Genomic DNA, 22,819 nt, shown 5'->3' with positions numbered 1-22,819 from the left:
TTACTATTAAATTAGAAATGATGTTTTTAACCTTAATTTAATGATGCATAAAATTACTTTTTATATTTTTTTATTGCTTTTTTTTTACCCTGTTTTTTTTTATTCTCAAAATCAAACAGTGAATTCTTTGTTGAATATTGAAAGCAAAAAAAAAGCTTTAGCCTTCAATAAAGAGTTACATTTTAAGGATGCTCAATATTATTTTCAAACAAATAATTGGGATTCTACTTTAGTCCATTCAATGAAACATTTGAATATTAGTACTAACAAAGAACTAAATGATTATTGTCATTATTTTAGAGGGTTTAGTTTCAAGAAAAAAAAGTTGTTTAAAGAAGCTAAATCAGAATTAAATTTAATCTCGAAAGGATTTGCTTTCTACCCTTTAGTAAATAAAACTCTTGGAGAAATTTCACTTGAATTAAAAGAATTCAAAAAAGCAATTGAATATTTTAATGAAATAGAAAAATTTCCTTTAGCAAAAGAACAAGGATTTAAAATAAGTGCAATTTACCAAAACATAGGTGTTAGTTATTTACATTTAAATGATTTTAAAAAAGCCGAAACTTATCTTTTTAAAAGCAAAGATTTAAAAGAGAAAGAAAATGACAACGTTTCGTTAATCAATTTATATATGAATATTGCCAATTTGTATTATCTTCAATATAAAGATGATCAAGCTATTCCTTATTTTGAAAAATCATATGCATTGTCAAAAAAAGTAAGCGATTTTAATAAAAAATGGGACACTTCTCTAAATATGGCTGTTGTTGAAGAAAACAGGGGCAATTACAAAAAAGCATTACTATATAGAAAAGAATCTGATCAATGGAAAGACTCAATTAATAATCAGGACAAAATTTGGGCAGTTGCTGATTTTGAGAAAAAATTTACAGTAGCTCAAAAACAAAAAGAAATCAAAGTATTACAAGTCGAAAACAAATTAAAAAACACGCAACGCAATGCTTTGTTTTTTTCTGCAATTGGCCTTTTATTAATTTTAACCGGCGGTGTTTATTTATATGCACAAAGAGTAAAAAGCAGTAAAATTATTTTACGCCAAAAAAACAAACTTGACGAATTAAATGCCACTAAAGATCAATTATTTTCTATTGTGAGCCATGATTTACGTTCCTCTGTAAATGCTTTAAAATCCAGTAATTCGAAATTATCTGCCACGCTTGAAACCAAAAACTATGATGAATTAAATCAATTAATTGTTCAAAACAGCAGTATTGCAAATGGCACTTACAGCCTTTTAGATAATTTATTACATTGGGCATTACTGCAGACTAAGCAATTGTATTTTCATAAAGAATCGATTCATCTGCATTCAGTAATTCAACAAATCGAATACAATTACAAACCTTTATTACTGGAAAAAGCCATTACATTTGAAAATCTGGTTTCAAAAAGCATCTTTTTGTTTGTAGACCTTGATTCACTAAAAATTGTATTTAGAAATTTATTAGACAATGCGATAAAATTTTCGAAAGAAAATGGACAAATTACCTTTTCTGCAAATGAAATCGATTCTGATTATTGTCAGGTCATAATTCAGGATACAGGAATTGGAATGAGCAGAAACACCATCGATGAATTGCTCCAGGAAGGCGAATTACTGGCTAAAAAAGGCAATTCAGAAATTATTGGAACCGGTTTGGGTTTACAGTTATGCAAGCAGATGATTAAGAAAAACAGCGGTACATTTGAAATAGAAAGTGAACTCAATAAAGGAACTAAAATGATATTAACTTTTCCAAAAACAAAATGAAATGGATAATATTAATGTTTTAATTATAGAAGATACTCCGGAGCAAAGTGATGCTCTTGTAAAAGTATTACTCGAAAACAATTATAATATAGCCGGAGTTGCCGTTAACTTTACAGATGCTCTAAAGTTATTTTATGAGACTGCTGTTGATGTAATAATTATAGATGTTTTTCTAGACGGAAAACCAGAAGGGATAACCTTTGCTGAATCTATTAATATAATTCCACAGGCATCAAAGCCTTTTGTGTTTTTAACTAGTTCTCAAGACAGGCAGATTTTCGAAAGAGCAAAACTCACCAGACCATTTAGCTTTTTAATGAAGCCCTTTAATGAACTGGAAATATTATATGCCATAGAAATGGCTGTCGAAAAGTTTTATGAACAAACCAATGTATTTCTCAGCGAAGAACAAAACACAGTTATAAGCAACGATTCATTATTTATCAAAAAGAAAAATTCCTTAAAGAAAGTTGCCCTGGAAGATATTCTTTATATCGAAGTTGAAGAACGTTATTGTAACATCATCACTGAGAAAGAAAAATTTGTAATCTTAATTTCATTGACAAAAATTAGTGAACTGCTGGATAAAAACAAATTCATAAAAACACATCGCAACACTATAGTAAATTCTGCTAAAATTGAAGAAATTTTCCTTACTGACAATCTTATTATATTAAAGGGAAACCATCGAATAAATCTAAGTGACACTTATAAGGATTTCATAAAAAACATGAACATCTTGTCATAATACTAAAAAATACACACAAAACTAAATCCTCTTTCTATAAGGGGATTTTTTTGTTTTTGAAAGAAAAAGTTTAAGCGGCAGAGTCTTCAACATCTTTCATGACACAAAAAAGAGCTTTTATGACATTTTCATAACAATTTGCTTAGATGAAATTTACTTTTACCCTACCTAAATCAAAACAATGATAGATGAAAACAGCCACGATAAAACAACCAGAAATGAAAATTTTACCAATTCTCAAAAAAATAATAAACAATCCCTGGGTTGGCGTTGCAGTTTCATTAGCTATAATAATTCCGAGTTTATATAAAATTCTGGATGATGTTACTGTTTTAAGAATAGAATATGTTTTACTTGCCATCTTTTTCCCTTTATACATAAAATCATTAAAGAAAATATTTGATCAAATTTTAGACAGTTCAGATGATTCTTTTGAGTAAGTATCCATAGAAACTCTTTTTGCCCAAAAACATTTCACCTAAAACCCTTATTTCATACTAATGGAATAGGGGTTTTATCACAAAAAATAAATTTTTTATTACATTTTAACAATTTTGCCCTTTGTTTATAATCTTTTTTTGATAATTTTAGAGCTTCCAAAACAATCATCAAAAACCATCGAATCCTTTGAAAAATTATCAAAAAAAAATCATTTTCCTCATTTTATTTGGATTATTCTTAAACATTTATGTTATTCAAGCCCAAACAAATAACGATATTAATATTTACAACTGGTATGATAAAACAGTTGGAGAAGATAATCTTGATATAAACAACGGAATACCGCACACGAATCTCTACAGAAGTGTGCAAGACAACTACTTATACTTAATTAATCAGTATGAATTAGGAAAACTTAGTTATGAAGGTCAAAACTATTACAACGTAAAACTAAAATACGATATCTACAGAGATATTTTAGTTTTAAACCCTTCAGGACAGCCTGAAAATATTGGCATAAACCTTACTCAAAACAAAGTCGAGTCTTTTTCAATTCAGGACAAGAATTTTGTCAAAATTGAAAAAAAGATTGAGACGATTCCTGAATTTGCAACAGGATATTATGAAGTAAGCAAAATTGCTCCAGATTTTACATTTTACATCAAACACCACAAGGACATTCAAAAAACAGTTTCAGAAAATGGAATATTATATTCCTTTAAAGAAAACAGTTTATTTTTTATTGACCTCAAAAACAACATTTCCCTGATAAAAGGAAAAAATGACATCATCAAACTGTTCCCGGAACAAAAAAAGCAAATCAATGGGTTTTATTTACTGAATAGAGAGTTAAAACAATCTGATTTAAATCAATTTATGAAAAATTTGATGAAATACATTTCTAATTCTCTTCTAATTCAAACTAAATAAGACAAATGAAAAAAATTTTACTATCAATTATAATTTTATTCTCATTTCAATTGTCTATAGCACAAACTGCAGGTGAGAAACTATCTATTACATTTAAAGATGAAACCTTAGAAAATGCCTTAAAACGCATTGAAACGGCAACATCATACAAATTTTATTTTGACCCAACCTGGGTTAATTCTAACAAGGGATTAATCTCCGGCGTTTACAATGATGCTAAAATTGACGATATCCTTAATTCGGTTTTCAGTAAAACTGATTTGAATTATATTATTATAAAAAACAAAATAATTTTAACCCTTAATAGTACAATTCACAATACTTTACCATCAAATTATTTTACTGATGCGCCTGTTGAAACGAATCAAAACAACGGAAATGATCATTCTGACAATCCTGTGTTTTATCAGCAGTACGATTCTCTAAATAGTTATAGTGTAACCAAAAAAGCTTCGATAGTTTTTATAGGTAAAGAAAATAAAGACAATGTCAAAAGAAATTATACTGTTACCGGTTCTGTTAAAAATGAAGAAACAGGAAAAGCAGAAGCAAACATCTTTATCAAAGTAAGAAACAAAAACATCAGCACATCAAGTGATCCTGATGGAAACTATACTTTACAACTCCCTAGAGGAATAAATGTTATTGAGATAAAATCGTTAAGCCATAAAGAAGTCGTAAGAACTTTAATGGTTTATGATGACGGAACTTTTGATATCAATGTTAATGAAAGATCAAATCAATTAGATGAAGTTGTAATTAAAAAGAAAGGACAAAAAACTACCGAAACGACTGTTTCTGGTTTAGTTTCTATTGATATAGAAGGAATTAAAAATGTTCCGCTAATTCTTGGAGAAAGAGACATTTTAAAAGTAGCCACAACATTTCCTGGTATTAAAACTACCGGAGAAGGATCTGCCGGCTTTAACGTACGAGGAGGAAAAGACGATCAAAATCTTATTCTTTTAGACAACGCTGTTTTATACAATCCGCAGCACTTTTTAGGTTTCTTTTCTGCAATTAACCCATATACAGCAAAGAAAGCTGATATTTACAAAGGAAGTATTCCTGCAGATTTTGGAGGAAGATTATCTTCTGTATTTGATATTGCAACAAAAAATGGAAATCCAGAAAAGTTTTCAGGTGAAGGTGCTATCGGACCTATAACTTCAAATCTTACCTTAAGCATGCCAATCCAAAAAAATAAATCGAGTATTATTGTTGGAGGAAGAGCAACTTATTCTGACTGGATCTTAAAAGCGCTTGACGATGAAAATTTAAAAAACAGTCAGGCAGGTTTTTATGACGGAATCATTAAATATAATAATGCAATTAATGCAAACAATAACTTAGAAGCTACTGCTTACTACAGCCATGACCGTTTCAGCCTTAGTTCAGATTCTGTTTACAAATACAGCAACAGACTGGCTTCTTTAAAATGGGATCATACTTTTAACAAAAAGAGCAAAGGAGCCTTAATTTTTACAAACAGTGAATATAAGTTCAATATTGACTACCATTCTGATGATGTAAATTCATTTGATTTTGGATACAAAGTAAACGAATCGCAGCTTCAAGCAAAATTGAACTACCAGCTGACTCCAAAACATAATTTGTCTTATGGTATTGCAAGTAAATTATACAATATTTCTCCTGGATATCAGCACCCAACAAATCCTGATGCAACTTTAATTGCAACTGATATTGAAAAAGAAAGAGCACTTGAATCTGCTGTTTATTTATCTGACAGCTATAAATTTAATGACAAATTACAGTTTGATTTAGGGTTAAGGTATTCCTTTTATGCTTCATTAGGAGAAGCTAATGTAAATACTTATCAGGCTGGATTACCTTTGAGCAACGAAACTATAACCGGAACAAATCATTATGACAAAAATGAAGTTGTAAAAACTTATGGCGGAATTGAACCTCGTTTAGCAGCACGTTATTTCATTACCGAAGATCTTTCTATCAAAGCAGGTTACGATATGACTCGTCAATACATTCACTTATTATCAAGCAATGTAACACAGTCTCCAACTGATACTTGGAAATTATCTGATTCAAATGTAAAACCTCAAAGTGCACAGCAGGTTTCATTAGGTCTTTTTAAAACATTACAAGACGAAGAATATGAAATAAGTCTTGAAGGATATTACAAAAAATCGAAAAACATTTTAGATTACAAAGTTGGAGCACAGCTTTTATTGAATCAAAATGTTGAGACTGAATTATTACAGGGAGAAGGAAAAGCATATGGTGTTGAATTATTGTTAAAGAAATCAACCGGAAGATTAAATGGATGGATTGGTTATACTTATTCCCGTACTTTTATTAAACTTGACAGTCAATTCAGTTCAGAAAAGGTAAACAATGGAAGTTTTTTCCCGGCAAACTTTGACAAACCACATGATTTAAGTGCTATTTTAAATTATAGATTTACAAAACGCTATAGTTTATCAACAAACTTCATGTACCAAACCGGAAGACCAATAACATATCCTATTGGAACATTTCAGTATGGAAACGGACAATATACATTATACAGCGACAGAAATGCCTATAGAATCCCAGATTATATTCGTTTAGATATTGGAATCAATATTGAAGGAAATCATAAAATTAAAAAACTGGCACACAGCTTCTGGAACTTTTCAATTTATAATGTCTTAGGAAGAAACAACCCTTATTCAATTTATTTTGTAACAGATCAAAGCGGAAAAGTAAAAGGATACAAAACTTCTATTTTCTCAATTCCTGTACCAAGTATTACTTATAATTTTAAATTTTAATCCCAATATATAGGATGAAAAATTTTAAACTACATAGTATTATTTTTTTCTTGTCAGCTTTTGTTTTGAACAGCTGTACGGAAACGTATCCGCTATTGACAAATACTTACGAAGAAGCCCTGGTTGTTGAAACTACAATAACAAATGAATTGAAAAACCAGGAAATTAAACTTGTTAAAACTGCCAGATTTGAGGATAAAGTTTATTTACCAGAAAACGGTGCAGAAGTCTATATAACTGATGATTCGGGAAACAGATATGATTTTGAAGACCAATCAGACAGATATGTGTCAATCGTTGCATTTCAGGCTGCACCCGGAATCCAATATCAGCTGCATATTAACACAAAAGATGGAAGATCGTTTGAATCATCTGCAGAAACACTTACACCTGTAAATCCAATGCAGAGCGTTACAGCAGAAATTGAAACAATCGATACTGAAAGAGGAGTCTCTATTAGAGCCCATAGTTTTGATCCGGATAACAAATCAAAATTTTACAGGTATGTATATGAAGAAACCTATAAAGTTTTAACTCCAAAATGGGTAGACACTAAAGCAGTCGTAGGTGACGACGGATTTATTAAATTTATCCCTAATTCTCCTGACACTAAAGTTTGTTATGGCAGTAAAAAAAGCTCAACTTTACTTTTAACAGATACAAATGGTTTAAGCGAAGATAAAATTAATTACCTAGTTCGTTTTATAAGTGATCAGGATTATATTATTAGCACCAGATACAGTATATTAGTAAAACAGTATGTCGAAAGTTTAGCGGCTTATAATTACTACAGTACATTAAAAAAAATGTCTGGGACCGAAAATATTTTATCTCCAAAACAACCCGGAATCGTATTAGGTAATATAAGATCTATAAAAAATTCAGGCGATAAGATTATTGGATATTTTGATGTAGCATCAGTATCAACCGAAAGAATTTATTTTAATTATGCAGAATTATTTTATGGTGAGGTATTGCCCCCGTATTATACAGATTGTCAAGAATACTGCTATGATGATTATCCAAACAATCCTGATCCCTGCACACATTCTCCTTCTGGTTTATTAGATGATATAACGCTGAATAAAGTCCGATATTTTTTAACTGGGAGATACCTTTACTGGGTAAACTCACCTTGCGGAGACTGCACCACGATAGCCTCGAACATAAAACCAACATTCTGGACAGATTAAAAAGCTGATAAACGGTTTTTCATTTTCGGGAAATGGAAAATATAATTTATCTAAATTAAAAATGAAGCAATTTTAAATAATGAAACTCTATATAAAAAATACAATCCTTTTAACGCTTCTCACAATCCTTTTTAGCGGTTGTACAGAAACATTTCCTCTTTTAACAAATACATACGAAGAGATAATTGTTATCGAAGCAACTTTGACTAATGAATTAAAAAATCAGGAAATAAAAATCACTAAAACTTCAAAGTTTGAAGATGAAGAAGTAAAAGTTGAAACGGGTGCTGTTGTAGTTGTTAAAGACAATCAAAATAACGAGTATCCATTTGAAGAAAATGGAAATGTTTACAAATCAGTGACTCCTTTTCAGGCTGAAGCTGATAAACAATATACTCTGGAAGTAAAAACTAAAGACGGAAAAATTTACCAGTCTACACCACAGACTTTAACTACTGTTAACCCAATTAAAAGCGTTGTTCCTTCGCTTGTAACAAATAAGGACAATGAAACAGGAGTTCAAATTAATGTAAACAATTACGACCCTCAAAAATCATCAAACTACTATAGATATGAGTATGACGAAACCTATAAAGTTGTAGTGCCGAGATGGAGCAGTCTAAAACTTATTTCAACCAGTCCACAATCTGTTGCTTTAATTAATAACGATCCAACTACAAAAACCTGTTATTCAACTAAAAAATCAACAGAGATCCTTTTAGTAAACACAAACGACCTTTCTGAAGATCGTGTAAATTTCCCTATCCGATTTATCGAAAAAAATAATTATATCATTGGTCATCGTTACAGCATATTAGTAAAACAATATATAGAAAGCCTTGATGCATATACCTTTAATAAAACACTTAGAGATATGTCTAGTTCATCTGGCATTTTATCTCCAAAACAACCTGGTTTAATTTCAGGAAATATAAAATGCATCAACGACTCCAGCACAAAAGTCATTGGTTTTTTTGAAGTGGCATCTTACTCAGAAATGAGATTGTTTTTTAATTACGATGATTTTTTCCCTTTCGAGCCTGTGCCCTATTTTAGTACATGCGACGACATTCCTTTTAAATTTTGTTTTGGAGGTGATGACTGCTCAGGAGAAAGCATGATTTATAACGTAAACGGTAAACTCATGACTTATATATCAAATGCCGGTATAGATTACATATTAGTCGATGCTGTATGCGGAGACTGCACATCTTTTTCATCTAACGTAAAACCTTCATTTTGGACAGAATAAAACACATATTATTATTGTTTGTATTAATTAATACACAATTAAGCAACGCACAACAAACTGTAACATTAGATGAAACTATTTTTATTCATACTAATGCAGTAACACTTGTTTCGGGTGAAACTTTATTATATAAAGTTTATTGTCTAAAATCATCCGACAAAACACCAAGCGGTATTAGTAAAGTAGCCTATGTAGAACTTGTAGATGATAATAAAAAATCTATTTTTAAAACAAAAATTGCTCTTGAAAACGCTTCAGGGCAAGGCGATTATTTTATTCCGACAACTTTAAAAACAGGTACGTATAAACTAATTGGCTATACAAACTGGATGCTGAACAAACCATTTTCTGAATTGTTTCAGTTAAATATTAATATTGTCAATCCGTATAAAGTAGATGAGAAAACGGCTTCTCAGAATATTTTTGCAGGAAACACAAATACGACAGCAGAAAGTTTAAAAAACGAAAATATAACTTTAAATCTAAACAAAAAGATTTTTTCAAATCGTGAATTAGTTGACTTAAAAATTAAGTCTTCAAACGCAAATTATACAAACGGAACCTATTCACTTTCTGTCCGAAAATTAGATAACATTCCAGCTCAAAATCAAATTTCGGCTGTAAATTTTGCTGCAGCGACTGCTTATCCTGTAGTATTGGATTTAAAAAATGAAAATCAAAAAATAATCCTGCCAGAAGTTAGAGGAGAAATAATTTCAGGAAAAATAAGTGCAAAAAACAACAGCGATAAAATTGATAATATTTCTGTTGGGTTATCAATTCCAGGAAAATCTTTCGCTTTTAAAGTTGTGCAAACTGATAAAAACGGAAATTTCATTTTCAACGTTAATCAAACATTTTACAGTCCAAATATAATTCTTCAAATTATAGACGAAAAAGCAAACAATTATGAGCTTACTGTAAACAACGCTCCAGAAATAGATTATACAAAAGTATCTTTTGAAAAAGATGCAAAATTGTCTTATACAATAAAAGAAAGTCTTTTAGAAAGATCTATTTCAAGTCAAGTAGAAAATGCTTATTTCCATAAAAAAGTAGATAACATCGAGAAAACTCCAACAGTGGAACCTTTTTATTACCCGCTGACTAAAGAATACATTCTGGATGATTATACCCGATTTAAAACCTTAAAAGAAACTATAACAGAGGTTGCAGTAGAAGCTTATTCTAAACAAAAAGATGACAAACTTTATCTACATGTAAACGACCCAAGTGTTTTCCCTCAGCTGCCAAATCCTGCACTTGTTTTAGTAGACGGATTATATTTGGAAAACCAAAATGACCTGCTGACTTATAACATGAAGAATGTATATAAAATTGAAATTATTGTGGGAAGATATTATGTTGGCGCAAAGTCATTTAACGGGTTAATTAGTTTTACAACATTTGATAAAGATTTCAAAAGCACACAAACAGGCTCTTTTATTGCAAAACCAACTATTTTAAGACCACAGCCAAAAAAGATATACAACAAGGTTAAATACGAAAATATGGCTGACAACGAAAGAATCCCTGATTTTAGAAATCAGTTGTTTTGGAATCCTGATGTACAGCTAAATCAAGATTCAGAAACTTCATTTTATACTTCTGATCTTTCCGGAACTTTTGAAATAAGACTGGAAGGATTTACGAGAAGCGGAATCCCGGTTTCTATTAAAGAAAATATAGAAATTCAAAATACAAGCGCAAATTAATTTACAATTGTAAAAAACATAACTTACTAGAAACCTGTCTATAACTAGACAGGTTTTTTATTTTTTGAAAAAAAACAAAATTTTTTTGACCTAAATTGTAACTTTTTTGAAACCTCATACGTATAACTACTTGTACACTTAAAAAATTGAGGAGACAAATAAGATGAGACAACTTAAAATCACCAAGCAGGTAACCAATCGTGAAACTGCATCGTTAGATAAATATCTACAAGAAATCGGAAAAGTTGACCTAATTACCGCTGATGAAGAGGTAGAATTAGCACAAAGAATAAAGGCTGGTGATCAAAGAGCTTTAGAAAAATTAACAAAAGCCAACCTACGTTTCGTTGTATCGGTTGCTAAACAATATCAAAACCAAGGATTAACTCTTCCTGACTTAATTAATGAAGGAAACTTAGGACTTATCAAAGCAGCACAGCGTTTTGATGAAACTCGTGGTTTTAAATTCATTTCTTATGCCGTATGGTGGATTCGTCAATCGATTCTTCAGGCTCTTGCAGAACAATCACGTATTGTACGTTTACCATTAAACAAAATTGGTTCTATCAATAAAATCAACAAAATGTATGCATTATTAGAGCAGTCTAATGAGCGTCCGCCTTCTGCTGAAGAAATTGCAAAAGAACTTGACATGACTGTAAATGACGTAAAAGAGTCTATGAAAAACTCTGGTCGTCACTTATCAATGGATGCACCTCTTGTTGAAGGTGAAGATTCTAACCTTTACGACGTATTACGTTCTGGAGAATCTCCAAACCCAGACAGAGAGTTAATTCACGAATCATTACGTACTGAAATCGAACGTTCATTAGAAACATTAACGCCAAGAGAGGCAGATGTTGTTCGTTTGTATTTTGGACTTGGCGATCAGCACCCAATGACTTTAGAAGAAATTGGAGAAACTTTCGACTTAACTCGTGAGCGTGTTCGTCAGATTAAAGAAAAAGCAATCCGCAGATTAAAACATACTTCTAGAAGTAAAATTCTTAAAACTTATCTTGGTTAATCACCAAAATTCCGACAAAAGAAATTACAAATTCCAATTACTTGGAGTTTAATTTAAAATTTCTTAATTTGGATATTAAAGCAAACAACAGTTTGATTGACTGTTCGTTTTTTGATTGATGATTGAAACTCCGGCTGATTACCGGAGTTTTTTATTTTGCATTTTGAAAATTTAACCGCAAAGCACGCTAAAATTTACGCAAGGTCCGCAAAGTTTTTTTTATTGTTTTTTTAAGCAAACAAAGCTTTGCGAACTTTGCGTTTTTTTAAAGAACCTTAGAAGCCAAAAATCTTTGCGTGCTTTGCGGTTAAATTACCATGCAGTGTATAAAAAATTTATCTTTGTAAAAAAACAACACACACTACAATGAAAAATACATTTATTGCTCCTTCAGTTCTTGCTGCCGATTTTGGCAATTTACAGCGCGATGTCGAAATGATAAACAACAGTCTGGCTGATTGGTTTCATATTGATATTATGGACGGAGTTTTTGTTCCAAATATCTCTTTTGGAATGCCGGTTTTAGAAGCCATTTCAAAACATGCAAAAAAATATATCGATGTGCACTTAATGATTATTGATCCCGATCGATACATTAAAACTTTTGCCGATTTAGGAGCAAATGGATTAACAGTTCATTACGAAGCCTGTACACACTTACACAGAACTCTTCAGGCAATAAAAGCCGAAGGAATGAAAGCTGGTGTTGCCATAAATCCGCATACCAATATTGATCTTTTAGAAGATGTTATAAACGACATTGACTTGGTTTGTATCATGAGTGTAAACCCTGGTTTTGGCGGGCAGTCTTTTATCGAAAATACGTATGCAAAAGTTAAAAAACTAAAAGATTTAATTACACGCAAAAACGCATCCACTCTTATCGAAATTGACGGTGGTGTAACGAACAAAAATGCAAAACAATTAGTAGAAGCAGGAGCTGATGTTTTAGTTGCCGGAAGCTTTGTTTTTAAAGCAGAAAACCCAATTGAAACAATCGCAGATTTAAAAGTCCTTACTGTTTTTTAAATTTTTTAAATTCGGAAAGAAGTCAATTCCTGTCATTTTTTCTACCGTTTCAATAGGAACTACGAAATCATAAATAGACTTGTCGCTGTCTTTATTTGGAACTAAAAAAGCAATTGCTTTGTGTTCTTTTCCTGATTTTGCCAAAACAATTTTATAGAAATATTTAGGAACAGAAACCTTTTCTGTTCCTATTTTTTTATCTGTATCTTTCAAAACACCACCTGTAACAACATAAATATCATTGTATTTACCTGCCCAATAACGTGTTTTTTGTTCTATTCTATTCCAGATTCCGCTGTTGAAATCATGTTTTTGAGGAGAAATATTCGAAGTATAAAAAGTATCGTTGTATGCTTCTTCACTAAATTCCATATCGCCTGCCGGGCAAAGGTGGCCTTTATCGTAACCCGATTTTTTATAATTTCTCCAATCAGCAGAACCTGTTGTCACTTTTGGATCTTCGATAAAATAAGGACGTTTAAAATTTCCATTTTTCAAATATTCCTTTTTTAATTCGTAAGCAACCCATTCTGCCTGTTCAAATTTTTCATTATAAGACAGTGTATAATATTTATGTTTAACGATTTGATTGGTGGTTGAAGTTGGTTCATAAGAAACAGAATACAATGAGCCTGTATTATTACTTTGATCAGAAACAAATGAACTTTGTTTCTGCCCTATTTCTTCTTTATCATCTGTATGTATTACATTATTTTCTTTTTTACAAGAAAAGGCCATAAATGCAGCCAAAAAACAAATTAAAGCATTCTTCATAAATACTATATTTTATCTAAAAAAAACGCTCCATAAATTACTATTTAAGAAGCGTTTTTGAATAACAAATTAAATTTTCTAAAATTAAGATTTTACTAATTTCTCCTTTTTCATTTTAGGTGAAACTGTAGTTTTTACATAAGAAGGAGACTGTAAATCATCCAAAACATTTAATGCTTCCTCAACATATACATCTTTCGATAAAGCTTGGTGCCAAGCTTCTCTTTTCTCTTTTAATGTAGCATCATTGTTCATTTCCTGCACTTCATAAGGTAATGATTTAAAAACCAGATTATTTTTGTAATCAGAAATTGGTTTGTATTTTTTACCTTCATTTTCAACTTGTTCCTGAGTTTCTTTAAAACTCTTAATGTTCAGGCTGTATGTATTTTCTTTGTTCTTAACATCAATCCATTTTGCATTGTCTTCAATTAATTTAAACTGAGGATTTTCTGCAATTCTGGTTCTGCTTTTCTCAATAGCTTTACTAAAATTCTGGTTAGAAGTCCACGTACTGTAATCAGCAGGATCAATTTTATCCCAAGGCATTGCGTTGTCAATATCACGCTCACCCATTTTTAAATAAGCATAACGATCCGGCATTACAACATCACTGTGAACACCTTCTAATTGAGTAGAACCACCGTTAATTCTATAGAATTTTTGACCTGTAATTTTCAAAGCACCTAAATCTCCATAATTTGCGTTACGAACAAATTGGTTCAAATCAAGTACATTTTGTACCGTTCCTTTACCATAAGTTTGTTTACTTCCAATGATAACGCCGCGTTTGTAATCCTGAATAGCTGCTGCTAAAATCTCAGAAGCCGAAGCAGAGAAACTGTTAACCATAATTACCAATGGTCCGTCCCACTCTATTTTTTTATCTTTATCGTATAAAACCTCTTTCTTTTTTCCAGCAGATTTTACCTGAACAATTGGTCCTTCTTCAATAAATAAACCTGCAATATCAACAACTGTAGAAAGAGATCCTCCTCCATCGTCGCGAACATCAAGAACGATTCCGTTTATATTTTCTTTTTTCAGTCTTTCTACTTCAAGAGCAATATCTTTTCCGGCATCACGACCGTCTTTGTTTTCAAAATCGATATAAAATTTAGGAAGATAAATAACGCCGTATTTCAATCCGTTTTTTTCAACAATACTAGATTTAGCGTAAGTTTCTTCAATTTCAACCACATCTCTTACAATTGAAATTACTTTAATACTTCCGTCAACTTTTTTAACTGTAAGTTTTACTACAGTTCCTTTGTGTCCTTTGATTTTTTTAACAACATCGTCAAGACGCATTCCAACTACATCAACCGGTTCTTCATTACCTTGAGCAACTTTAAGAATTAAATCTCCTGCTTCAAGTTCTTTTCCTTTCCATGCAGGTCCGCCGGAAATTAACTCATCAATTTGAGTAAAGTCATTTTTCTTCGTTAATCTTGCTCCAATTCCTTCTAATTTTCCGCTGATATTTACATCAAAACGATCTTTTTCTTCTGGTGCAAAATAACTAGTATGCGGGTCAAAACGAGCCATTATAGAATTTAAATACACAGAAAACCAGTAATCTTTATTTAAATCTTTAATAACACTAAAATTGTCATCTAATGATTTTAAAGAACTTTCACGAGTTTCTTTTTCTAAAGTTTCAAATGATTTTTCTTTGTAAGCTGGATCTTTTTTCTTTTTCTCTTCTTCAATTTTCTGTTTTGTTACAAGTGAAGAAAGAGTCGAAAGTTTAATTTGTTTTCTCCATCTTTCATTAATTTCATTTAAATTCTTTGCATACGGAATTGTCTCATAATCTGCATTAAAAGTCTCATCTGTACTATAATTAAAAGGCTGCGCTAAAATAGTTTTATAACGTTTTTTACTCTCTTCCATTCTTTTCATTAATCTTGTATAAGTTAAATTAAAGAATGTTAAGTCTTTGTTTAAAAACTGATCATCAAGCATTAATTCATATTGCTTGAACTCATCAATATCCGACTGCAGAAAGAACCTCTTTGAAGGGTCTAATGCATCGATATAATCCTTAAAAATACCTTTTGAAAAATCGTCATTTATTTCTGCTGGACTGTAGTGCCCTTTTTCAATAACAAAAGCCAGTAATTCTAAAAGTGTCTTGTCTCTATTTGGATCCGGATCATCATTCTTGTCAGCATTTATCTTAAAAGCAAACAGGGTTAAAGACAAGCATAATACGGCTATAAGTATTTTATAATTTCTTTTCATAAACTTAATAATAGCATTCATCAAATTTTTTAATCTAAGTTACGGTAAAAACTATGCCAACATGCCAAGATCAGTATAATTTTTTGTTAAAGATATAAAAATGTTTATCGTTCAAAAGTGTTCCTGAATTTAGTTTACAATTTTTATTTATTTGTTAGTATTCTACCAAAATCTGTTACTACATTTGCTTTTACAAGCTTTAATTTTGAAAAATCAAAAATAGCAATCTTATCATGAAAGACGAAAAACCCTTAATATTAGTAACCAACGACGACGGAATTCTGGCTCCGGGAATTAGAGCTTTAATAAGCGTTATGGAAACTATTGGCGATGTTGTTGTAGTTGCTCCAGACAAACCTCAGAGCGCAATGGGTCATGCCATCACCATAAATAACACTTTATTTTTAGATAAAATTTCTAAAGATGATGACACAATTACAGAATACAGCTGTTCTGGAACTCCTGTTGATTGTGTAAAATTGGCAGTAAATGAAATTTTAAAAAGAAAACCAGATTTATGTGTTTCCGGAATTAACCACGGATCAAATTCTTCAATTAATGTTATTTATTCCGGAACTATGAGTGCAGCTGTCGAAGCAGGAATTGAAGGAATTCAGGCCATTGGTTTTTCACTTTTGGACTTTGACTGGAATGCCGATTTTGAACCGGCTAAAGCATTTGTAAAAAAAATAGCTTTAGAAACGCTTAAAAATAAACTGCCTCCCGGCGTTGTTTTAAATGTCAATTTCCCAAAATTGAGTGAAAAAGAAATTAAAGGAATAAAAGTCTGCCGTCAGGCTAAGGCTTATTATGCTCAAAAATTTGATAAAAGACAAACTCCTTTTGGCAAAGATTATTACTGGCTGACAGGCAAATTTACAAATGAAGACAATGGCGAAGATACAGACGAATGGGCTTTAGAAAACGGATATATTTCTGTCGTTCCAGTTCAGTTTGATTTAACGGCACATCATACTATGCAGCAACTTAATACATGGAAATTAAATGGATAAAAAAGAATTTATTATTGGGTTTCTTGTTGGAATCTTTACAGCTCTTTTGGGCAGTTATTTGTTTATCAAATTCTTTACAAATTTTGATATTTCTACCGGAATTCGAACTATAAAAGAAATGGGATATTTGGGAAAAATAATTACAATTGGAACCACTTTAGATCTTGCTGTTTTCTTAATTCTTTTAAACCGAAATAAAGAAATGATGGCCAGAGGCGTGATTTTAGCCGTGATTGTTCTGGCAGTTTCAACCATAATTATTTAAATCCTATCTTTGTGCTGCAATAAAAATTTGTTGATATGAAATACTACATAATAGCTGGCGAGGCTTCTGGAGATCTACACGGTTCAAATTTAATGAAAGCCTTATATGAGGAAGATCCTCAGGCCGAAATTAGATTTTGGGGTGGTGACTTAATGCAGAAAGCCGGCGGAACTTTGGTAAAACATTATCGCGATCTTGCATTTATGGGTTTTGTTGAAGTGCTTTTTAATTTAAAAACCATTTTAAACAATATAAAATTCTGCAAAAAAGATATCTCAGAATTTAAACCTGATGTTTTAATTTTTATTGATTATCCTGGCTTTAATATGCGTATTGCAAAATGGGCCAAAGAACTGAATTACAGAACTCATTATTATATTTCTCCTCAAATCTGGGCCTGGAAAGAAAATCGCATCAACGCCATAAAACAGGATGTTGACAGAATGTTTGTAATTCTGCCTTTTGAAAAAGGTTTTTATGAAGACAAACATCATTTCCCTGTAGATTTTGTGGGGCATCCGCTTATTGATGCTATTCAAAATCAGCCCGCTTTTAATGAAGCAGCTTTTAGAGAAGAAAATAAATTAGGAGAAAAACCTATTATTGCTGTTTTACCAGGAAGCCGTAAACAGGAAATTACCAAAATGCTGAGCGTAATGTTAAGTGTTGTTGATGATTTTCAGGATTATGAATTTGTTATTGCGGGCGCACCAAGTCAGGATTACGAATTTTATCAGCAGTTTATAAAAAACAAAAACATCGCATTTGTATCGAATAAAACGTATGATTTACTGCGTTCTTCAACTGCAGCTTTAGTTACTTCTGGAACAGCAACTTTAGAAACAGCACTTTTTAAAGTTCCCGAAGTGGTTTGTTACAAAGGAAGCGCCATTTCATATCAAATTGCCAAACGAATTATTACTTTAAAATACATTTCTCTTGTTAATTTAATTATGGATCAGGAAGTTGTAACTGAATTAATTCAGGGCGAATGCAATACAAAACGCATCAAAGAAGAATTAAACAAACTGCTTGAACCTTCTCACCGTGAAAAACTGCTAAAAAACTATGATATTTTAGAACAAAAACTTGGTGGTGTAGGCGCAAGCAAAAAAACTGCAAAACTTATTGTTGCCGATTTAAAATCTTAAATATTTCTGTTTTGAAAAAAATATTCGTTTTCCTTCTTCTATCGATCGTATTCGTTTCTTGTAAATCGACTTCAACTGTTGCAGGCAAAAGCACGAGCAAAAGTGAATCAAAAAAAGAAAACAGATCTCTGGTAAAGAATTTAATCGATACTGCAACAGATAATATTGGTGTAAAATACAAGGCCGGAGGAACTACAAAAAGCGGTTTTGACTGTTCCGGATTAGTTTATACTACTTTTGAATCTGAAAATATAAAACTGCCAAGAAGTTCTTTTGAACAGGCAAAAATTGGAAAAGTTATTCCGCTTAATGATGCAAAAAAAGGAGATTTAATTTTCTTTAAAACCAACAAAAGCAGACAGATTAATCACGTTGGACTTATCACGGAAGTAAATTCAGACGAAATAAAATTTGTACATTCTTCTACTTCAAAAGGGGTTATAATATCTTCTACAAAGGAACCTTATTATAAAAATTCGTTTGAACAAGTAAACAGGGTTTTAGAATAATCATATCTAAAATATATTTATTTTCTTACAAATATTTAATACTTTTACCTGATGAAAGTATTAGATTTTCCTTTAGTTAAAATAACAATTCCCTTTATATTTGGGCTTTTAGTTTCCTATTATTGCCAGCCGCCGCTAAAAGCATCTCTCATTTTTCTTGGTTTTTCAACAATCCTGTTTTGTGCTTTATATTTTATTTCAAAAAGAAATAAAAAAGCAAAAACTTTTTTTAGCATCAACAGTTTTCTTATATCCTTTTTTGTTGGGATATGCGTTTTGCTTTTCCACACCGATACTTTCGACAAATCTAATTATACGTACTCAAAAACTGTTTTTGAAAACCAGCAGTTCATCACTTTTACTTTAAGAGAAAAACTCAAAAGCAATGATTATAATGACCGATATATTGGCCTTATAAACAGCATTGGTGACAAAGTTTATTCAGGCAGAATTATTGTCAATATTCAAAAAGACAGTTTAAAAAATCCTCTTATTATTGGAAACACAATTAGAGTTAAAACTACTTTGCAAAGAACCGTTTCGAGCAAAAATCCAAATCAGTTTGATTATGCAAAGTATTTATCAGACAAACAGATTTACGCACAGTTATATTGCAAAAAATCAGAAATAAAAGTCAGCAGGACAATTACAAAAGATATTTGGTATTATTCCGGACGTTTGCATTCTACTATTCTCAAAAATTTAGAAAGCGCTCATTTTAATAAAGACGAGATGAATGTTGCTCTGGCTCTGATTTTAGGACAGCAGCAGGAAATTTCAGCAGATATAATCAAAGATTATCAATATTCGGGAGCTACACATGTACTTTCTGTTTCGGGACTGCATGTTGGCTTTATAATGCTTTTTATAATGTTTATCTTAAAACCAATTCCAAATACCCGAAAAGGCTCTGCAATTAAATTAATTACTATTTTAATTTCTCTGGCCGGTTTTGCTGTTATTTCTGGTTTATCACCTTCTGTATTACGCTCTGTTGTAATGTTTTCGTTTGTAGCAATAGGAAATCATTTACGACGAAGCGGTAATATTTATCACACTTTATTAGTTTCCCTTTTATTGATATTGCTTTTTGAACCGTACTTTTTATTTGATGTTGGATTTCAGCTGAGTTATTTAGCTTTGTTTTTTATTGTTTGGCTTCAGCCGGAATTAAACAAAATCTGGAAACCAAAAAATAAATTTATTTTATATATCTGGAATGCATTAACGGTTTCTTTTGCGGCACAAATTGGCACATTGCCCTTGTGCCTGTATTATTTTCATCAATTTCCGGGATTATTTTTTGTAACCAATATTATAATTCTGCCGGTTTTGTCTTTTATAATGATTGCAGGAATTATCGTTATGATATTTGCCATTTTCAAAAGTCCGCCCGAAATATTGGTTTATATTTTTGAAAAAAGCATTTTCATTCTAAATCAACTAATTCATTATGTAGCTTCATTTGAATCATTTGTCATTCAAGGCATCAGCTTTAATTTTTATCACTTGATAACGCTGTATCTTGTAATAATAAGCGCCACAATGTGGTCTCAAAAACCAAGTTACAACAAACTCATTGCAATATTTATATCAATAATTTTATTTCAATCTGCATTGATTTATACTAAAAGAGAAATTTCAAATCAGAAGGAATTAATCGTTTATAATGTAAAAAAAAACACTTTAATTTCTTCAAGAAATGGAAATACCATTACGCTTTTTGCGAGCGATACAACGAGCAACAAAAGCACAAAAAGCAATGTTTTTAACTCTTACTTAGTTGGTAATTTTAGTGTTTTAAATAAATCTCAAAAACTTAAAAACGTATTGTTTTTCAAAGGCCATAAAATTTCCATAATTGACAGCACCGGAATTTATGCAAACAGTATATCTCCTGAAATTTTAATTTTAACTCAATCTCCCAAAATAAATCTGGATCGCGTTTTAACACAGCTGCAACCCAAAATTATTATTGCAGACGGTTCTAATTCATATACACTTCAAAGAATTTGGCAGATAAGCTGTGAGAAAAAAAATATCCCTTTTCATGCCACAGCCGAAAAGGGATTTTATCGATTAAATTAAATCTTTTTTATTCTGGATTTAAAATTAGATCTGAATTTGTGATCCAGGTTTTGACACCTCCTGAACTATATGTAAGTTTTCCTAATGTATTAAAGTTGGTTTTTTCTTTTCTAATAGTGGCACTTGCATAACAAACTTCGGGAACATTTTCAACTCCAAAAGCGTTCTTTAATCTTATGTTTTGTTCTCGAACCTCGCTGGCAATATTTGGATCAGACAAATCAAGTCTCACTAAAATCACATTTTTTCTAGACCATTTCTCAAAATCTATAGTTTTAAACACTTCATTTTGCAATGCATCTGAAGCACCTGCTGATGTAAATAAAATCAACATTGGTTTTCTTTGTTCATTGCTGAGATTGATTGCTTCTGTCATGTCGGTTTTCCATTCCAGATTTTGCGATTCTGCTATACAGGCAGTTAAAAATAAAAATAGGGTAAGTAGTTTTCGGCTCATATATATTGGTTTTGGTTTGGGTTAAAGGAACTAAATTAACATAAAACCAACATGAAACAAGAGTCTTTAAAACAAATAGTTACAAAAAAACACATTAAAATGAAATTCTCTTTTTAAGGTTTAATATTTGAAAAAATCGGAAAAATTACCCTGTTAAAATATTAAATGTACAATATACATTTAAAAAAATATCCCTTTTCAACATACATTGAAAAGGGATTCTACAAATTAAACTAAGAAACTTAATTTAAATTTATTACTCACTCGGATGCAGAATGTTATTTGATTCTGCAATCCACGATTTTGCTCCTCCTGGTTTATACGAGATTTTTCCAAGAGCACTGAAAGTCGTTTTATTTTTTCTTACCGAAGCAATAGCATAACATACTTCCGGCAGATCCTGAACTCCAAAGGCATTTTTTAATCTAACATTTTGCTCTTTATCTCCATCTGAAGCCGTTTCATCTGATAAGTCTAATTTTACCAGTACAACATTGTCGCGCGACCATACAGCAAAGTCTGGAGTTTTAAAGATTTCGTTTTGAAGATTTTCTGGTACACCTGAGGCAGTGAATAGGATTAACATTGGTTTTTTTTGTTCATTACTAATGGCTATTGCATCAGTCATATTAGTTCTCCACGCAAGAGTTTGTGCCTGAACGAAAAATGAACCTAAAAAAAACAGTAGGATAAGTAGTTTTTTAGTCATATTATATTGGTTTTGGTTAGTATAGCATGACGAAATTAACACAATATTTTAATTATCCAAATTATATCACATTAAAAAATACATTATATGTTTTTTTATACATAAATAAATATATAAATAACAATTTCAAAAACATTATATGAAAACCTTTTCTTACTAAACAAAAAAACTCCTTACATTGCTGTAAGGAGTTTATATATGAATTTATAGTTTAAATATCTTTTTTAAGACTTTTTAGGATGAACAATACCTTCTGCAACTGTTAACCAGGCAGATGGCCCGCCGGCAACATATCCTGTTTTTCCAAGGCCTTTAAAGTTAATCTTTCCGTCTTTTGCTTCAGCACTTGTAAAGAATACTGTTGGAAATCCCTGGATTCCAAAAGCCTGCTGCAATTCATTGTTTTGACTCTTTAATTCCGGAGTCTGAGGCACGCCTCTTGGATAATCTAACTCTACAAGAACAACATTATCAGCAGCCCATTTTTTGAATTCTGCCGTTTTCAAAACTTCATTTTGCAAACGAATGCACCATCCGCACCAATCACTTCCGGTAAAGAACATTAACATTGGTTTTTGTTCTTTATTACTTATTGTGATTGCTTCTTTAACATCAGTATACCACTTTAGTTCCTGAGCTTGTCCAGCAAATGCTCCAACTACAAAAAAGGCTATTAATAATATTCTTTTCATAATGTATTATTTT

General features: G+C 31.2%; 20 protein-coding genes. 15 read left to right on the top strand and 5 right to left on the bottom strand.

The window, feature by feature from the left end:
* Positions 1–118: 118 nt before the first annotated feature.
* The 10 genes from ACTJIW_RS05240 to rpe all read left to right on the top strand — a co-directional run bounded on the left by ACTJIW_RS05240 (position 119) and on the right by rpe (position 12,901).
* Positions 119–1,774 (top strand): tetratricopeptide repeat-containing sensor histidine kinase, encoded by a 1,656-nt coding sequence (locus ACTJIW_RS05240; RefSeq protein ID WP_440714578.1) that lies wholly within the window; start codon positions 119–121, stop codon positions 1,772–1,774.
* Position 1,775: 1 nt separating this feature from the next.
* On the top strand, positions 1,776–2,522 hold the full coding sequence (locus ACTJIW_RS05235) for a LytR/AlgR family response regulator transcription factor (protein ID WP_440714579.1): 747 nt from the start codon (positions 1,776–1,778) through the stop codon (positions 2,520–2,522).
* Between the two features lie 188 nt (positions 2,523–2,710).
* A complete protein-coding gene (locus ACTJIW_RS05230; protein WP_073408031.1) occupies positions 2,711–2,962 on the top strand; it encodes a hypothetical protein in 252 nt (83 codons plus the stop codon).
* Positions 2,963–3,149: 187 nt separating this feature from the next.
* Complete coding sequence (locus ACTJIW_RS05225; RefSeq protein ID WP_121362479.1) at positions 3,150–3,893, top strand: hypothetical protein; 744 nt, start codon at positions 3,150–3,152, stop codon at positions 3,891–3,893.
* 5 nt (positions 3,894–3,898) lie between these two features.
* Positions 3,899–6,685, top strand: coding sequence for a TonB-dependent receptor (locus ACTJIW_RS05220; protein ID WP_440714580.1), 2,787 nt, complete (start codon positions 3,899–3,901; stop codon positions 6,683–6,685).
* Between the two features lie 14 nt (positions 6,686–6,699).
* Positions 6,700–7,878 carry a DUF4249 domain-containing protein gene (locus ACTJIW_RS05215; RefSeq protein ID WP_440714581.1) on the top strand — a complete coding sequence of 393 codons (1,179 nt, stop codon included), beginning with the start codon at positions 6,700–6,702 and terminating at the stop codon, positions 7,876–7,878.
* A 79-nt stretch (positions 7,879–7,957) separates the two neighbouring features.
* Entirely contained in the window at positions 7,958–9,130 is a 1,173-nt protein-coding gene (locus tag ACTJIW_RS05210; RefSeq protein ID WP_121362482.1) for a DUF4249 domain-containing protein, read from the top strand.
* Positions 9,118–10,845: a hypothetical protein gene (locus ACTJIW_RS05205; RefSeq protein ID WP_440714582.1), complete on the top strand. Its 1,728-nt coding sequence runs from the start codon at positions 9,118–9,120 to the stop codon at positions 10,843–10,845. The genes ACTJIW_RS05210 and ACTJIW_RS05205 overlap by 13 nt, the downstream gene beginning before the upstream one ends.
* A gap of 163 nt (positions 10,846–11,008) precedes the next feature.
* Complete coding sequence (locus ACTJIW_RS05200; protein WP_007804760.1) at positions 11,009–11,872, top strand: sigma-70 family RNA polymerase sigma factor; 864 nt, start codon at positions 11,009–11,011, stop codon at positions 11,870–11,872.
* Between the two features lie 366 nt (positions 11,873–12,238).
* A complete protein-coding gene (gene rpe, locus ACTJIW_RS05195; protein ID WP_440714583.1) occupies positions 12,239–12,901 on the top strand; it encodes a ribulose-phosphate 3-epimerase in 663 nt (220 codons plus the stop codon).
* Here rpe and ACTJIW_RS05190 read toward each other — a convergent pair.
* Complete coding sequence (locus ACTJIW_RS05190) at positions 12,878–13,675, bottom strand: DNA/RNA non-specific endonuclease (RefSeq protein ID WP_012023511.1); 798 nt, start codon at positions 13,673–13,675, stop codon at positions 12,878–12,880. The genes rpe and ACTJIW_RS05190 overlap by 24 nt on opposite strands.
* A gap of 84 nt (positions 13,676–13,759) precedes the next feature.
* Positions 13,760–15,943, bottom strand: a complete 2,184-nt coding sequence (locus ACTJIW_RS05185) for a carboxy terminal-processing peptidase (protein ID WP_012023510.1) — start codon at positions 15,941–15,943, stop codon at positions 13,760–13,762.
* Between the two features lie 212 nt (positions 15,944–16,155).
* Between ACTJIW_RS05185 and surE the strand changes: the two genes are divergently transcribed.
* Genes surE through ACTJIW_RS05160 form a run of 5 tightly spaced genes read left to right on the top strand, consistent with a single transcriptional unit; the run spans position 16,156 to position 20,948 of the window.
* On the top strand, positions 16,156–16,935 hold the full coding sequence (surE, locus tag ACTJIW_RS05180; protein WP_073408040.1) for a 5'/3'-nucleotidase SurE: 780 nt from the start codon (positions 16,156–16,158) through the stop codon (positions 16,933–16,935).
* Positions 16,928–17,200 carry a hypothetical protein gene (locus ACTJIW_RS05175; protein WP_012023508.1) on the top strand — a complete coding sequence of 91 codons (273 nt, stop codon included), beginning with the start codon at positions 16,928–16,930 and terminating at the stop codon, positions 17,198–17,200. The genes surE and ACTJIW_RS05175 overlap by 8 nt, the downstream gene beginning before the upstream one ends.
* Positions 17,201–17,235: 35 nt before the next feature.
* Entirely contained in the window at positions 17,236–18,351 is a 1,116-nt protein-coding gene (gene lpxB / locus ACTJIW_RS05170; protein WP_012023507.1) for a lipid-A-disaccharide synthase, read from the top strand.
* Between the two features lie 11 nt (positions 18,352–18,362).
* Entirely contained in the window at positions 18,363–18,860 is a 498-nt protein-coding gene (locus ACTJIW_RS05165) for a C40 family peptidase (RefSeq protein WP_440714584.1), read from the top strand.
* 51 nt (positions 18,861–18,911) lie between these two features.
* Complete coding sequence (locus ACTJIW_RS05160) at positions 18,912–20,948, top strand: ComEC/Rec2 family competence protein (RefSeq protein WP_440714585.1); 2,037 nt, start codon at positions 18,912–18,914, stop codon at positions 20,946–20,948.
* A gap of 7 nt (positions 20,949–20,955) precedes the next feature.
* On the opposite strand, the gene ACTJIW_RS05155 is transcribed toward ACTJIW_RS05160, so the two are convergent.
* The 3 genes from ACTJIW_RS05155 to ACTJIW_RS05145 all read right to left on the bottom strand — a co-directional run bounded on the left by ACTJIW_RS05155 (position 20,956) and on the right by ACTJIW_RS05145 (position 22,806).
* On the bottom strand, positions 20,956–21,405 hold the full coding sequence (locus ACTJIW_RS05155; RefSeq protein WP_012023504.1) for a hypothetical protein: 450 nt from the start codon (positions 21,403–21,405) through the stop codon (positions 20,956–20,958).
* Between the two features lie 256 nt (positions 21,406–21,661).
* Positions 21,662–22,114, bottom strand: a complete 453-nt coding sequence (locus ACTJIW_RS05150) for a hypothetical protein (RefSeq protein WP_012023503.1) — start codon at positions 22,112–22,114, stop codon at positions 21,662–21,664.
* A gap of 224 nt (positions 22,115–22,338) precedes the next feature.
* Positions 22,339–22,806: a thioredoxin family protein gene (locus tag ACTJIW_RS05145; RefSeq protein WP_012023502.1), complete on the bottom strand. Its 468-nt coding sequence runs from the start codon at positions 22,804–22,806 to the stop codon at positions 22,339–22,341.
* Positions 22,807–22,819: the final 13 nt, after the last annotated feature.

The sequence above is a fragment of the Flavobacterium sp. 22659 genome, from assembly GCF_052044235.1.
GTDB classification, from domain to species: domain Bacteria; phylum Bacteroidota; class Bacteroidia; order Flavobacteriales; family Flavobacteriaceae; genus Flavobacterium; species Flavobacterium johnsoniae.
Note: the sequence above shows the minus strand (reverse complement) of the source record. Positions and strands in the feature narration are given on the sequence as shown.

What these genes read in the sequence shown, in the direction of transcription:
- ACTJIW_RS05235 (WP_440714579.1), top strand. Translation starts at nt 1,776, where the DNA reads ATGGATAATATTAATGTTTTAATTATAGAAGATACTCCGGAGCAAAGT.
- ACTJIW_RS05230 (WP_073408031.1), top strand. Translation starts at nt 2,711, where the DNA reads ATGAAAACAGCCACGATAAAACAACCAGAAATGAAAATTTTACCAATT.
- ACTJIW_RS05220 (WP_440714580.1), top strand. Translation starts at nt 3,899, where the DNA reads ATGAAAAAAATTTTACTATCAATTATAATTTTATTCTCATTTCAATTG.
- ACTJIW_RS05215 (WP_440714581.1), top strand. Translation starts at nt 6,700, where the DNA reads ATGAAAAATTTTAAACTACATAGTATTATTTTTTTCTTGTCAGCTTTT.
- ACTJIW_RS05210 (WP_121362482.1), top strand. Translation starts at nt 7,958, where the DNA reads ATGAAACTCTATATAAAAAATACAATCCTTTTAACGCTTCTCACAATC.
- ACTJIW_RS05200 (WP_007804760.1), top strand. Translation starts at nt 11,009, where the DNA reads ATGAGACAACTTAAAATCACCAAGCAGGTAACCAATCGTGAAACTGCA.
- rpe (WP_440714583.1), top strand. Translation starts at nt 12,239, where the DNA reads ATGAAAAATACATTTATTGCTCCTTCAGTTCTTGCTGCCGATTTTGGC.
- ACTJIW_RS05190 (WP_012023511.1), bottom strand. Translation starts at nt 13,675, where the DNA reads ATGAAGAATGCTTTAATTTGTTTTTTGGCTGCATTTATGGCCTTTTCT.
- ACTJIW_RS05185 (WP_012023510.1), bottom strand. Translation starts at nt 15,943, where the DNA reads ATGAATGCTATTATTAAGTTTATGAAAAGAAATTATAAAATACTTATA.
- surE (WP_073408040.1), top strand. Translation starts at nt 16,156, where the DNA reads ATGAAAGACGAAAAACCCTTAATATTAGTAACCAACGACGACGGAATT.
- ACTJIW_RS05175 (WP_012023508.1), top strand. Translation starts at nt 16,928, where the DNA reads ATGGATAAAAAAGAATTTATTATTGGGTTTCTTGTTGGAATCTTTACA.
- lpxB (WP_012023507.1), top strand. Translation starts at nt 17,236, where the DNA reads ATGAAATACTACATAATAGCTGGCGAGGCTTCTGGAGATCTACACGGT.
- ACTJIW_RS05160 (WP_440714585.1), top strand. Translation starts at nt 18,912, where the DNA reads ATGAAAGTATTAGATTTTCCTTTAGTTAAAATAACAATTCCCTTTATA.
- ACTJIW_RS05155 (WP_012023504.1), bottom strand. Translation starts at nt 21,405, where the DNA reads ATGAGCCGAAAACTACTTACCCTATTTTTATTTTTAACTGCCTGTATA.
- ACTJIW_RS05150 (WP_012023503.1), bottom strand. Translation starts at nt 22,114, where the DNA reads ATGACTAAAAAACTACTTATCCTACTGTTTTTTTTAGGTTCATTTTTC.
- ACTJIW_RS05145 (WP_012023502.1), bottom strand. Translation starts at nt 22,806, where the DNA reads ATGAAAAGAATATTATTAATAGCCTTTTTTGTAGTTGGAGCATTTGCT.